The following is a 14,532-nucleotide window of genomic DNA, read 5'->3' on the forward strand; positions in this document are numbered from 1 at the left end:
AAAAGTTTCGAGTACTCGTCCATGTAACTACCATGCTAAAATCCTACCTGAAAATTGCCCTGCGCAGCCTGCACAAAAACAGGTTGTTTTCCATCATCAATGTAGCTGGACTGGCACTTGGGATTGCCGCTTTCATGCTCATTTTTGAATACGTGGCCTTTGAAAAAAGTGTGAACGTCTTTCACACAAACCTGCCTTCGCTGTACCGGATGCTGGAAGACCGGCCTTCCGGGGATATGTATGTACAAATGGCGCCAGCGGTTGGGCCATTGGTTAAAAAGGAATTCAGCGAAGTCAAAGCCTATTGCCGCGTCGCGGATGGTGCCGCCAATGGAATTGTGACGATCGGATCGCGGGGGAAAAACAGCCCGGCAGGGACATTCCGGGAGGAGCGGATGGCATACGCCGACGGAAGCTTCTTTTCTCTTTTTACCTTCCCGCTTTTGTCGGGAAATGCCGCTTCCGCCATTGCGGCGCCCAACACCGTGGCCTTGGCGGCCTCCACCGCGAAGAAGTATTTCGGGCCGGAAAATGCGGTGGGCAAAACGCTGACGGTCAATAATCAGTTTGGCAAAACTTTGTATACCGTCACGGCAGTCTTTGCCGACATGCCTAAGAATTCAGACTTGGAATTTGACATTATCCTTTCCCTTCAAACCCTGGCCAACCCCGCCAATCTGAATGGAAACGGTTGGGCGCGACTCGACGGATTCGACGGGGCATACGTGACTACTTTCCTGCAACTCGCCGGCCACAGCAGCGGAAAATTGCTGGAATCCAAAATCAATACATTAAAACAAAAGCTGGATGCCCAGGACAAAAGCAAATACCTGCTGCAACCGATGTCGACCATGCATTTGGGCACTTCGACGGACGATCCTTATGTGACTGCCGGAAGTCTTTCCTTCGTATACCTGCTGAGCGGCATCGCGGTGTTGATTTTGGTGATCGCGTGGTTCAATTACATTAACCTTTCTACGGCTGCTTCATTGAAAAGGGCGCGGGAAGTCGGGGTGAGAAAGGTGGTCGGGGCGGGGAAGTTCCAGCTGATCGGCCAGTTCCTGGGCGAGTCATTTTTGCTCAATATCATTGGTTTTGCAGTTGCCATTGTATTGGTGCTTTGCATTCAGAAAACGTATAATGATTTCACGCAGAAGGACTTGTCGCTTTCAAGCCTGTTTGCGCAGCCTTCCTGGATGCTGGCGCTCGCACTGCTGATCCTGGGCGCATTCTTGTCGGGCAGTTATGTGGCATTTTCTGTGACTTCGCTGCCGCCCGTGCAGATATTGAAAGGGATGTCCGGCCTTAAATTGAATGCAGGAAAAGAAAATTGGCTGCGCAAAGTGCTGGTGGTAGCCCAATTCAGCGTGTCGGTGATTTTGATAGTAGCCACGCTGGTACTTTACAAACAGCTCCAATTCATGCAAAATAAAGACCTGGGCTTTAAAGCCGAACAGCGGCTGGTAATCAATGGCCCCGACCTGGGCGATCCCAAGTTGCTGGAAAACAGCTCGGCAATGCTTGATCATCAGATAGATGCATTGCCATACGTGAAAGCGTTTTCCCACACCGGCATTGTTCCGGGAAACTACTACTCCTTCAACGCTTCGGGCATTGTCAAACAAGGTGAGAAGGCGGACCGGGACAAAAAAGGCTATGCAATGGGCATTATCGACGACCGTTATCTGACAGTCTTCGACATTCCGCTGGCAGCAGGCCGCAATTTCACCGTGCGCGAAGCAGAACTCGCCTGGGAAAAAAGCGGAAAGCTGATGGTCAACGAAGCCGCTGCCCGGCAACTTGGTTTTTCGTCGCCGCAGAAAGCAGTAGGCGCACTGGTCAGTTGGGGGCAGCCTTTTGAAATTGTAGGTGTGGTGAAAGACTACAATCATCAGGGACTGCAAAAAGCCATCGACCCGATCATTTTCATGCCGCGCCGCTCAGGCGGACGATTGGTGCTCGAAGTTGCTGCCGCCAATATGCCGAAGCAATTGCGCGAGCTCGAAGCACTCTACAAAGCTGCCTACCCAGGCAATCCTTTCGAATATTTTTTTGCAGACCAAAAGTATAACGAGCAATACAACACGGAGCGGCAATACAGCCAGGTATTCGGCATTGCATCGCTGCTCGCTATTTTCATCGCTTGTCTCGGCCTGTTTGGATTGGCCAGCTTCATGACAGAGCAGCGTACCAAAGAGATAGGGGTCCGGAAAGTACTCGGTGCCAGCATTTCGGGCATTTTGGCGTTGGTATCCAGGGATTTTTTGCGGTTGGTGATCATCTCCATTCTCATCGCCTGCCCCATTGCCGGATATCTGATGAAGAACTGGCTGGCTGATTTTGCATACCAAACCGAGCTCAGCTGGTGGATGTTTGCAAGTGCCGGCGGGCTAGTCATTTTGATTGCGCTGCTTACCGTTGGATCGCAAAGCCTGAAAGCTGCATTGATGAATCCGGTGAAATCGCTGAGAACGGAATAACGGCTATGACAGCTGCAATTCGGCAAATCTTTAAGCGAATCGGTATCGTTTGAGGCAAATCCTGCTTTTTTACCCTTTCACTCTGAAATCTTGTCGATCATTCCATTAAAAATAAAATAATGAAATGGCAGCACGGCATACCAGTACAACCTTCCACTCAGGCCTAGTGGCCGGAACGTGGCAGTTTGCCTGATCTCGTCGCCGTCGATGCAGAATTCGAGCCATGCCTCGCCGGGCAGTTTCATTTCCGCGTATAAAAGCAAGCGCCGCTCGGTTTTGCTGGCGTAGATCACCCTCCAAAAGTCAAGCGTATCACCAGCGGCCACCTCATTCGTATTTTTCCTGCCGCGGTTCAGGCCAACCCCGCCGAAGAGTTTGTCGAGAACACCGCGGAATTGCCATAACCAATCCGCGTAGTACCAGCCAGATTTGCCACCAATGGCGAATATCCTGTCGGTGGAGCGAGACACGTCGGCGGCCTTTCTTGTTTTCTTATCCTGGTAAACACCGAATTGCGGCGGCCGAAGTTGTTTGTCAATCATTTTCGTTGAATAAATGCTCCCCCAGGCGTCTTTCCAACTGGACAGCACCATGTTTTGCTCTATTTTATCAAAAGCGATCCGGATAGCTTGCTGGTAACTGACAGGCTGAATGCCTAAACGCCCGTTCAGTTCATTTTCCCGTGCCACGACATCCACACTCATGCTGTCTACCAGATTTTTGGCAAGCACATAGGATGTCGAAGTGACCAGATAAAGCCAGTAGGACGATAATCGGGGCGTCATTACGGGCACGGTGAAGATGTGCCTTCGCAAGCCGCGTGCTTTTGCGAAACCGAGCAGCATTTCCTTATAGGTAAGGATATCGGGACCATATATATCAAAATGCTTATCGTACGTGAATTCCTGCAACAAAACAGATGACAGCAGCTCGATTACATTACGGATAGAGATGGGTTGGCAGCGGGTATGAAGCCATTTGGGGGCGATCATCACCGGAAGCTTTTCGACCAGGTCCCGGATGATTTCGAAAGAGGCGCTGCCGGAACCTACTATGATCCCGGCCCGAAGACTTGTAAGCGGCACGCGGCCGGAGGCTAAAACCTCTTCTACTTTTTTTCTAGATGAAAGGTGCACGGAAAGTTTCACATCATTGATTATCCCACCCAGAAATATACACTGGCGCGCCGCAGTCCGGTCGATTGCCCGGATGAAATTGCGGGCAGATTTTTCTTCACTTTGTGAGAATTCGCCTGCCGTGGACATGGAGTGTACCAGGTAATATGCGACGTCGATATCATCTGGAATTGCGCCGAGCGTATCCTGGTTAAGCAAATCAATTTCAATCACGTCCAACGTGTCCTGTGTGCCAAACCTGCTCTTATCAAATCGGGATTGGTCGCGGACAGCGCAAATAACGTGATGCCCGTTTTCCAGCAGCACCGGCAGCAAACGCTGGCCAATATACCCCGTGGCTCCTGTTAGCAAAATCTTCATATGATGTCGTTTCCCCTTATATGGGATGCTTAGCTAACGGTGGATAAAATTATTGTGCTAGCGCCATCAGGGATGGGAACGAAGGCTATTGCAAACCTGGCGATCGGCCCATGCGGAGGGCGGTTTCCAGGCATCTGGTCAGTTCATCGGTTGAGGCTTGTTTCGATATGTGGGCGAAGACGCCCATCTCCTGGAGTTGATCGATGCTCTGTTCGGGCATGTTGCCTGCGTAGATAATTAATTTGCTGTCAGGGAATTGTCGGCGGATTCTGGCGATGTCGGCAGGTTCGATCCGCTCGTGGTCTGGATCAAAGCCCAGCATTGTAATGGACATGACTTTTCGCAATAATGAGGCGGGAAGTGAATATCTGCAACCTGCTTCGAAAAGCTTGATTTTGGGGAAACGCGGCTCGATAAGCAGTTTCAAGCCAATCCGTAGCAGCGGTTGGCGGTCGATGATTAAGAGATTTTCCATGAATAACTACGATGAGAGTGTTGAAATTAACTGACTACTTGAAGTTAACCTCCCGCACTCTCTCTTCAAATACGCAATCGTGCAGCCGCATTGATGGGTTAGCGAACCGACAATACCGATTAGGGAACGTCGCTACTCAGATTCTGAACCAATCGAAAATATCCGGTTTTTTGTCGCGTGATATAGGGATCAGCTCCGAGGTGCGCATCAACAAATATCCTCCGTCGCGCACGAGGACCTTGTCTACGTAGACAGTATTGATCAGGTACGACCGGTGCGGCCGGATAAACCCGAAAGGTATAAGCTGGTGCTCATAGTGTTTCAGGGTTTTGGATGATAGAAGCCTGCTGCCGTCGGTGAAGTGGAACATAGAGTAATTATCCACGCCCATAACCAGCGTAATCTGGTTGACTGCGACCAGGTTGATGCTTTCAGAGGTGGGAATGGAAATCTTGTTGAGCTGGCTGGAAAGCAATTCGCCAAAACTGGGCCTCGGTTGCGGGGCTGCATGCACTTGTTTTTGTCGTCCGATAAACTTGATAATCGTTTGAAGCAACTCTTGCTCTTTTACAGGTTTAAGGATATAGTCGAATACCTGCTGCTTGATGGCCGTGATGGAATATTCCGTAAATGCAGTGACGTAAACGATCGGGATATCGAGGTTTTTAATATTCTCAAGCAGATCGATGCCGTTCAGGAGCGGCATCTGGATGTCCAGGAACAGGATGTCGGGCGCCTTTTCCCAAATGGCTTTGCAGCCCAGGACCGGACTGTTGAAGCACTCGATTTGAGCAAAATGATCCGTCAAGTCGAGTATTTTCGCTTTCAACAGCTCCGCAGATCTCGGTTCGTCATCGATAATGTAAGCTGTTCCCATATTTCAGATCGTTATAACAGGCAGGACAAGCTCTACCACGGTCCCTTTACATATGTGTCCTTTGTCGGTAATGTCGATCCTGGCATTGACCTGATATACATCCGACATAATTTCCAGCCGTTTCCTGGTGAGTGACAGGCCAAAATGACTTCGTCCGGCGGCTTGTGTGTGGCCAGGTCCGGAAGTTGATCCGATGCCGACGCCATTGTCATCAATCTTTATAGTCAAAAGGTTGTCGGATGAGGCAAGGATGAGCTGGATCATGCCCTGGGGCGACTTTTCTATCACCAACCGGAGCAGATCGCTGAAATCGAACAGCACCTTTCGGGCTGATTTGCAATTATTTACATACAGGAAGGAGTCGATCAGGTTCAGGCAGTTGAAGATGAAGTGCGGATTAAGGCTTTTCTGCACGACCGACATTTCTGCTTCGTATGCCTTTGCTTTTAAATCGACTCTTTCCTGGTAAATCTGATGCTCGCGCTTGGTAAATGCCGCGATGATAAAAAGATTGCTGACACCCACGCCCAAAAGCATAGGAAACGCTTGCTGGACTTCATACCCCGTCTGTTGCTGGTTATATGTAGCAAGTACCAGCACGAATCCGGCAAAAACAAAGCAGATCAGGCATACCAGGCCCAGCACAATGATCCGGAAAGCGCCGGTAATTTCGCTTCGGATACGGACCAGGTGCAATGCCAGCAGGCCTATGATGATCGTAGCGGCCACCATACAGGTGTTGTTGACCAGGTAATAGCGTGGAGTAAAGTGTATCGCAATCGGGGAAAGAACGGCCACGACGCCCGACGATACCGCGAGCTTGCCGATTACTTTTTTGCTGAAAGCGGCAAATTTGCCCGACCGATAGAAAAATTGGATCGACAATAGCAGGCAGGACATACTTAAAAAGAGAAAGAACTTGTCCAGATAAATGCCGATCAGCGGGTTTTTTAATGGCCAGTCGTCGATGTTGACCGGATACTGATAGTAAAGCAGGATAAAAAAAAGCAGGAATAGCGTATGTCCGCCGGCATGAAACGCATAGGCTGGGTCCCGCGATAGCGCGTACTTCATTAAAAGCAGCACGATCGTGGTAACCGATATTCCAAAAAAAGGAAGCGAGATTTTGGGATACGTCTCCGCCGAGGCTTTGAATGCAGATAGCCACGCGACCAGTTGAGGTGCTGACACAAGATCCGCTCGCAACTCAGAAAAACAATAATTGTTCTGCTTGTGGCAGACGGCTATAAACGCGGTAGTCGAATCGTCGGGAAATTGGTCGAAAAGCCTTACAAACGCCCTTTGCGGTTCATGGCCACCATCTGCTACCACATATTTTCCAGCCGAGCGGATCTTCCGCCAGGCATTGTGTTCCCTTCGAAAAAGTTGAATGCGATCCTGATAACCGGTGATCAGAAAGTTGCGTGCAGAATCGGACAGAAGTACCTGATAAGGAATGTAAATGCAAACGGACGTCCCGGGAGAGAAGAGGCGCGTGTCGGCATGGGTGCTATATTTTCCCTTCGATAACAGCAAAAGTGTGTTTGAAATGCTCACCTGATTCAGCGGCTGGCCGTATACATAAGCCACCCCGCGGGGCATTTTGGGCAGTACGATCCCGGCCGCGGCAACTCTTCCGCTCCCTCCGACAACCGATAAGAGTAGTAAAATCCGAAGAAACATGATCGGGATGATTCGTGACTGAGCCGTGAGTTAAAGTAAGTGTGACAAATGAACAGCGCCCGTTTTTGGTAAAAAATCAGTCTACCAATACCATTGATAGACTGATCGGAATTCGCCTCCACAAATGTATTCTCACCCCAAATCATTAACCCGGCAAGGCCGGGGTCATGATTAATTACTCAACGTTATTGATTAGAAGTGTCATTAAAGTTGCCAACTTGTCTGAATTGTACAATGATTGCGTTATGCGTCCCCTTCCGCCGTGGGAGGAACAATTGGATACTGCGGCGGCTTTCTGGAACTGCTGTAAAAGTATCGGCGCTGCACCAAATAAAAAATACGGCGCACATAGGATTTTTATACTGCAAATAGAGTAGGCGCGAGGCGCGATGTTGTAGAATCAGTTGACTGCCTTCTACCGGATATATGTAAACGCAGCCTGTCAGAAAAGACGCGGAGGCCTCGCAGACGCGATTTTTTGGTAGAATTTTACCTACGAAGATGGTATCTGGAGAAACAGCTCCGTGCCTTTTTCCGAGGAAGAAATTTCGACCGATCCGCCAAGTTCTCTGGCGCGTTCGCGGATAGAAGCCAGCCCCAAACCTTTCCGGCTACCGGTAGCCGCTGGATCAAAGCCATGACCGTTGTCGGCGAGCTGCATGATGACGGCACCCTCGTCCTCGTAAATAAATAGTTTGAAGTTACGGGCCCTGGCGTGTTTCAGTATATTGGCAACCGCTTCCTGAATGATTTTCAGCATTTGAATGCGTGTTTGGACGTTGATTTTTTCCAGACAGTCGTCGTCAACTTCGATCTGCTTTTCATAACCGCTGTCTGGAAGGGCCAGGGCGACGATCTGCCTTACGCGCTCGGAAAATAAGGTCTTGTCCAAAGCAGACCCCTGGAAATACCACTCATGGCTTTTGGAGCGGGTGGCCGAATATGCTTCGCGGGCCATTTTTGAAATCCTCGACATTTTGTCCCTCACCTGCTCATTTTCTTCCAGCATTTCTTCCGATTCAATGTAATTGACCAGGTGCACCAGTTTGCCCGCCACATCGTCGTGGAGTTCCATGCCGAACCTTTTCTGGATTTCATGGGCCTGGGATTCAAGCTGCGCAATCTGTATCTGAGTCGATTCATTGAGTTGTCTGGTCTGCATCTCTGCCTTTTGACGGTTGATTTCCAACAACCACAGGAAGACGGCCACGGAAATGATCAGCATCACTACAATACCGAAAATGAGGTTGTTCCGGCGGGCTATTTTGATCTGCTGAGCAAGCAATGTCTCGTTTCTTTGCTCCGAAACCAGGTGCGCGTACATATTATTATGGATATCGGCCGCCCGTATCGCAATCACCGAGTCGTTGATCGTATATCCTTTCATCAGATTTTCATACGCGGATTGATAGTTGCCTTTTGCGGCATTTACTTTCGCGGTATACCGTAATATTTTAGCGCCGTCCAGGTTTTTTACCTGGTTCGGTTTACTAACCCCTGCCTGATACAGCCCAAGGAAGTATGCGGCGCTATCGATCTGTTTCTTTTCAATGTGGTAATCGATGACCCTGCTGAGCATGGTGCCGGAGAAAGGGTGCTTGAACAAAGGGGCGATCGCTGCGTCGTTGGAAACGATGATGCCATAGGCCGCATTCAGATAATCGGCCTGCTTTTGAACCTCGCCCATCAGTTTTGCGGTGGTGGCTTCGATCAGGTACAGCGACAACTGGCATTGTACCAACTTCCCTTTGTTGTCGACCGGCTTTCGTTTCAATTGAAACCACAATGCCCTTGCCGCACCTGCTAATTCATTGGTTCTGGCCTTGTTATGACGTGATGCATACAAGCTGACGCCGTGTTTTAAAATCGTGAATGCGTTGATGCATGTATTCATGTTCACAGGTCCTTTTGCCAGGGCAGCGGGAAGCGCTTTCAAAAACGGTGTTACACTATCGATAATGGCAATACGCTTTTCATGATTGTAGTTACCATTGTCTCCGTAAATGGACAGCAGCTGCCGGGGCTCGTTGAGCGAATTGATGTATGGTTTGCTCTTTTTCAATTCCTCCTCCATTTTCTGAAGATAGTAGATCGCGTACCCGTCCTGATGTACGGCAGAAGCATGATTGGCCAGAAACGCGTAGTATTTGACCCTGGATGCCTGGTAGGCCGGACTACTCCATGCGATGGATTTATAATTGGCCAACCTTTCTTTCAGGAGCGGGTTTTTGAAAGACAACTCGGTGAGTGCCTGCGCACGTGCAAGGTACACCGTATCGTGCATTTGCCGTGCCTTGTGCTTCATCCGGATTGCTTCCCATGCTGAATCTGCCGGCCAGGAAGCCTGGGCGAAACAGTTGACGGAAGCGGTGAAAAGCAGGAGAAAAACCAGCTTAAAACAGGTTGTTATTGAATACATATCTCACTAGTTCAGTCACTGAATGAAGGTCAAGCTTCCGCATGATGTTCCGCTTGTGGGTCATGATGGTAATGGGGCTCACAAAGAGCATTTCGGCAATTTCCTTGGTCCTTTTGCCTGCTCCGATCAATGCGAGCACTTCCCGCTCCTTGGCGGTGAGCACGGTGTTTTCGGCGGAAAAGATATTGTCGGCCAATTTCCCCGCCAGGTCGGCGCTTACAAACTTCTTTCCGGCCATCGTATAGTCCAGCGCCAGCCTGATTTCGCCCGGGCTGACCGCCTTGCTAAGATAACCGTTGGCGCCGGCCGCGAAGCAGGCCTTGATGCCATTGGAATCCATAGAGCTCGTTACGACAAGTATCAACAGCTCGCCGTAATGTTTGCGGCACGCGGTAATGAAACTCATCACATTCTGGCCGGGCATGATCAGGTCTGTTATCAGAATATGATAGCTCGTTGTTTTCAGCGCCGCCGCCGCCGTTTCGACAGACGAGAAAATATCGACAACAGCACCGGCGGGCAGCATTTTTTTCAACAATTCACGAAAGCCCTCAGCGACCAGCACATGGTCATCCACCAGCATAATATGGGCGGCTGCGATGTCACTTCTGCTATACATACAAAGAAATAAAGTTTGGCAAAGATAAGTGAAATCTTCCGCCTCACTTCTACTGTAAACGTAGTAGATGTCTACCTCAATGGATGAGAAAAATGCTCATTTAGAGTGATTTTTTCTGTTTCGAACGTGACGGATATTTGCATTGTCAAATACCTGAACATCAACAGAAAAAAGGTCACAACTTATTATAACCCACTTCTATTTAAATAACAAAATGAAATCCATTGCGATTATCGATAAGCATCCGGTTGTAAGGGTTGGAATCAGGCATTTTGCAGGTCAGTATTTCGAGTCGGATCAATTGATTGAGTCCGACAATCTTTCCCAATATCTAAGAAATCATTCAGGCGCAGTTCCCGATGTATTTATAGTTGGAAATACCCTTGAATTGTTTAACTCGGTATGCCATTCGATCGCTGAAATTAAAAAAATAAGCCATTCTTCTCAAATAATCATTTTTGACGAGAACCCCGATCATATTAAGATCGTCCGGAGCTTCAAGGCAGGTGCGAAGGGATATCTGACCAAGTTTTCAGATATGCAGGAGCTTTTCAAATGCGTGTCCAAGGTGAAGGAAGGGCGTATCTATATCTGCCATGATGCGCTGGGGCTTATTCTTCCCAACTATGGCGCAGGAGCCGGCGGCCGCAGAAAGGACCGCACCTGGCTTTCCCCAACCGAGTACGATGTGGCTAATCTGCTCGTGATGGGTGACAGCATTTCCACTATCGCGAATAAAATGGGAAAAAAGAACGCGACAATCCAAAGTACAAAAACGCGGATATTCAGAAAACTAAATATCAGCGGAATAGCAGCCTTGAAAGAGTCGCTGCAAAAACACCTTGACAGTAAGAGCAACCTCCTCCTTAGTGATCAGTAAAAATGCATCCGCATTAACCGACAAAATACAATAACTAATCTATGTAATGATGAATACCAGACAATGTACCTTGCCCAGGCAGGGTATTCTAAGAATCGCTTTGGCCGTGCTGATGATCGGATCGATGGCGGGCTCCACTTGGGCCCAGACAGGATATATTTACGTGCATTCGAAAGCTTTGAATGAAACCGGTAGCCCGGATGTCAATATCACGGTAAGCGGGGGTGGCACACCCGTTCCTGCATTCACGTTAAATGACGACCCAACGCAAAACAGCGTATCCCAGGATATCGGAGCATCTGAAAACGGCCGACTTTGGGCTGCGACCAGCTCGGGCTCATTGTACTACCGTGATGCAAACAGTACGACCTGGATACATACCAGCATTACAGGCGTCGCCAGAGTAGACGGCGGCCCCGGCGGAAGCTGCTATTTTATTGATAGTGCGGGTACCGTTTACAGCTACGATGGCGTGAGCCCCGAGGTCCAGATATCGCTGACAGCCCAGTTTTCAAATAGTGGTGGCTGGAATGATATCGGTAGCGGGTGGACAGGCACGCCGACTTCCGGTTTTGTGAATGGCCCGGCGGTCTATATTGTAAGAGACAATTCAGCCATATATAAATGGAGCGGCTCGGGCACAGCATGGAATATCTACGCAAATATCTCAGGCTCTGCTCAATACAGGATAGATGTTAACCCGACCAACGGAAACGTGTATGTTGGCGGCAATGTCGGATCGGTAAGGACGATCCGCGAGATCACCCCCGCGGCCGTACCGGCTATCAATAGTTTAGGCAGCCCTGTGTCGGACTATGCCGCATATAAAGACATCGCTGTGACCCAAAACGGTGAGGTGTATACTGTGGCAACCGATGTCGTAAATTCGCCGACAGGCGCTTATGTTCATAAATTTTTGTCCGGCACCACGTGGGGTAAGGAAACAGGGTCGTTCGACGCATTCAAAATCACAGGCGGGCCATCTAACTTGCTGTGGTCTACGATGGCCAGTGGCGGATGGGGTGTTACGGGCAGCTGGGCCCCGTCGAGCGGTCCATATCCATTCTACAACATTTTTACGCGCGCTTCTGACGGGACAAACCCCATCTACATCGATGATGAGAGGGTACGGACTACAACTGGCAATTCTCAGTTGATCCCCGTCGTGCCAGGTACATATATCATTTCTGAATCCGCAATTGCAGGATGGGATTTGCAAAAAATCCTTATTTATGATCCGACTGCGAACTCCACTTCCAACCAGGTGACAGGCACGGCGACCGTCGATGTAGCAGCCGGTGAAGTAGTCCATGTTGTCTATCAAAACGGGGAGCTTAACCCATTTAATATGACCAATGATTGCGGTAACGCTTATCTGGAAACGTTTGGTGTCGGTACTGCCGTCGGCACGGCCACGACAACCGGCTCTTTTGGGCTTCCGGTTGCAGGGCAGACCTCGTATCACTACCTGACCGGTAATGCTCCCGGCGAAGATGGTTACTACAAAATCGTAAACCGGGCAAATCCTGACTTTAACTCCTGGTCGGATGCGGCCGGAATTGTGGACCACACGCCCGGCGACGGAGATTTAGGGTATATGTACGCGGTCAATGCAGGCTTTGACAAAGGTGAGTTTTTCCGCCGTCGTTTCACTGGGGTGATAGCGGGCGCCAATTACAGTTTTTCTGCCTGGATCGTGAACCTGACAGCAGCGGCACAAGTCAACCCGAATGTCTCGTTCACCGTTTTTGATCACAATACGCAGGCAGTTTTAGGCACTTACAGTACCGGAGAGCTGGCAAATAATGCCGCGCCGGGAAAATGGCAGAAATTCGGCTTCGATTTTACCGGTACTTCGTCGGATATCGATCTGGTGATCAGCAATAACGGGTTTGGGGGAAATGGCAACGACCTGGCCATCGACGATATCAGTTTTTCACTATCACCCCCGACACCGACGGTGGTGCTGCAAAACAGCGACTGCGCCGGCGGCCTGGGCTCCATCACCATCACAGCCCCGATCGGCGCCTATGAATACAGCATCGATGGTACCAACTGGCAAGCATCGCCCGCTTTCATGAATGTGGCACCTGGAACCTACACCGCTTCGGTACGCTTTACGGGAACCACCAACTGTACCAACAGCTCTACGGTAGCAACCGTCCTCGCCGCGATTTGCGGGAACGTCTTTCATGACGCTAACGGTCTGACCGACGGTAATGTAAATGGCACAGGCGTCGGTCAGGCATCGGCCACGCAGCTCTATGTGAGCTTGTACAATGGCTCCACGCTGGTAGGCACTGTTCCGGTCAATGCCGACGGGACATATAGTTTCGCTGATGTAACACCGAACACGACTTACACGGCTGTATTGGGTACCAACCCGGCAGGCAATGCCACATCGGTATTCGCGGGAACAGGGAGCAATGGCTGGGCGGCAGCCGGTGAAGACTGCTGCGATAATGCAGGCAGTGACGGTGCAACGGATGGCGTACTTACCATTGCGGTGGGCACTTCCAATGTGAACAATGCCAACTTCGGCATCCAGCAATTGCCCGAGACCGACCCGAAGTCCACTCAAATCTTCCAGCCATACGTTGGCCAGCTGATCACGCTGAACGGCGGTTCGAACCCTCCGGTGCTGTCCGGCTCGGACCCGGAGGACATGCCTGCGGGCGGCGTACTCACGGGCAAAGCCGTCACCATTACCGCCGTGCCAACCAATTCGGAGCTGTATTATGACAACGTGCTGGTTACATCCGGGCTTACTATTACCGGTTTCGATCCGTCGAAATTGCAGATCAAATTGACTACTGCGACGCTGGGTGATACTACTACACAATTTGAATATGCCTATGTTGATGCCAGCGGGACCGCGGACCCGACGCCAGCCGTGTACAAGCTTAAATGGCAAGACCCGATGCCGGTCACCCTGGTGAGTTTTGAAATAGCCCGGACCGAATCTTCCGTGCTGGTAAGCTGGGCAACAACCAGCGAGACAAACAGCTCCCATTTCGACATCGAGCGCAGCGTCGATGCACGCCATTGGGAAGCGATCGGCAAAGTGGCGGCGGCAGAGTCGTCCAACAAGCGGACCACCTACGCGTTCACCGATCACCAGGCATCTTATGGGACCGTCTATTACCGTTTGAAGATGGTGGACTTGGACGAGACATTCGCGTATAGCCAAATCCGTTCGATATCGATTGGCCATGTTAAACTAAATCTCTACCCGAATCCTGTGGGGCGCATGCTCCGGATCGACGACGTGAATGCGGCCAACATCCGAAAGGTCGTGATTTACAGCAACAGCGGCGTGATGGTGTATTCCAAAGCCGGTGCCAATCCTTCGGAAATCGATTTGTCGGGCTTGCGGGCAGGAAGTTATGTGGTGACGCTGATCTACGCCGACGGCAGCCAGGCCTCCCGGACGATGATTAAAAATTAATGGAAGGCGGCGCCGGAGACCTTTCCCGGCGCTGCTTCCTTCCCCACACACGGCAGGTAGCCCTGTATCATACTCATACATACATTGAAGAGGGCACCAGCAGTGCCCGAGCACCCATAAGCAATAGGAAGTTTGTTATTTAGTAACCTTATGTG

At 50.2% G+C, this 14,532-nt stretch carries 9 protein-coding genes; 3 read left to right on the forward strand and 6 right to left on the reverse strand.

What is annotated here, in order from left to right:
- Positions 1 to 32 precede the first annotated feature (32 nt).
- Positions 33 to 2,480: an ABC transporter permease gene (locus tag H144_RS0130025; protein WP_019945841.1), complete on the forward strand. Its 2,448-nt coding sequence runs from the start codon at positions 33 to 35 to the stop codon at positions 2,478 to 2,480.
- A 77-nt stretch (positions 2,481 to 2,557) separates the two neighbouring features.
- Here H144_RS0130025 and H144_RS0130030 read toward each other — a convergent pair whose 3' ends face one another.
- The 6 genes from H144_RS0130030 to H144_RS0130055 all read right to left on the reverse strand — a co-directional run bounded on the left by H144_RS0130030 (position 2,558) and on the right by H144_RS0130055 (position 10,049).
- Positions 2,558 to 3,976 (reverse strand): SDR family oxidoreductase, encoded by a 1,419-nt coding sequence (locus H144_RS0130030; protein WP_026351111.1) that lies wholly within the window; start codon positions 3,974 to 3,976, stop codon positions 2,558 to 2,560.
- Positions 3,977 to 4,061: 85 nt separating this feature from the next.
- The gene (locus H144_RS0130035) at positions 4,062 to 4,451 is read right to left on the reverse strand and encodes a response regulator (protein ID WP_019945843.1); all 390 of its coding nucleotides are present in this window, start codon (positions 4,449 to 4,451) and stop codon (positions 4,062 to 4,064) included.
- Between the two features lie 136 nt (positions 4,452 to 4,587).
- Positions 4,588 to 5,328 carry a LytR/AlgR family response regulator transcription factor gene (locus H144_RS0130040; RefSeq protein ID WP_019945844.1) on the reverse strand — a complete coding sequence of 247 codons (741 nt, stop codon included), beginning with the start codon at positions 5,326 to 5,328 and terminating at the stop codon, positions 4,588 to 4,590.
- Between the two features lie 3 nt (positions 5,329 to 5,331).
- Positions 5,332 to 7,011, reverse strand: coding sequence for a histidine kinase (locus H144_RS0130045; RefSeq protein WP_084600058.1), 1,680 nt, complete (start codon positions 7,009 to 7,011; stop codon positions 5,332 to 5,334).
- 493 nt (positions 7,012 to 7,504) lie between these two features.
- Positions 7,505 to 9,430 carry a sensor histidine kinase gene (locus tag H144_RS0130050; protein WP_019945846.1) on the reverse strand — a complete coding sequence of 642 codons (1,926 nt, stop codon included), beginning with the start codon at positions 9,428 to 9,430 and terminating at the stop codon, positions 7,505 to 7,507.
- Positions 9,405 to 10,049, reverse strand: coding sequence for a LuxR C-terminal-related transcriptional regulator (locus H144_RS0130055; protein WP_019945847.1), 645 nt, complete (start codon positions 10,047 to 10,049; stop codon positions 9,405 to 9,407). Before H144_RS0130055 ends, H144_RS0130050 begins: the two co-directional genes overlap by 26 nt.
- A gap of 214 nt (positions 10,050 to 10,263) precedes the next feature.
- Between H144_RS0130055 and H144_RS0130060 the strand changes: the two genes are divergently transcribed.
- Both H144_RS0130060 and H144_RS33645 read left to right on the forward strand, forming a co-directional pair.
- The gene (locus H144_RS0130060) at positions 10,264 to 10,929 is read left to right on the forward strand and encodes a response regulator transcription factor (protein ID WP_019945848.1); all 666 of its coding nucleotides are present in this window, start codon (positions 10,264 to 10,266) and stop codon (positions 10,927 to 10,929) included.
- Positions 10,930 to 10,975: 46 nt separating this feature from the next.
- Positions 10,976 to 14,377 carry a T9SS type A sorting domain-containing protein gene (locus H144_RS33645; protein WP_084600059.1) on the forward strand — a complete coding sequence of 1,134 codons (3,402 nt, stop codon included), beginning with the start codon at positions 10,976 to 10,978 and terminating at the stop codon, positions 14,375 to 14,377.
- The last annotated feature ends 155 nt before the right edge of the window (positions 14,378 to 14,532 follow it).

The organism is Dyadobacter beijingensis DSM 21582 (assembly GCF_000382205.1).
Lineage (GTDB): Bacteria > Bacteroidota > Bacteroidia > Cytophagales > Spirosomataceae > Dyadobacter > Dyadobacter beijingensis.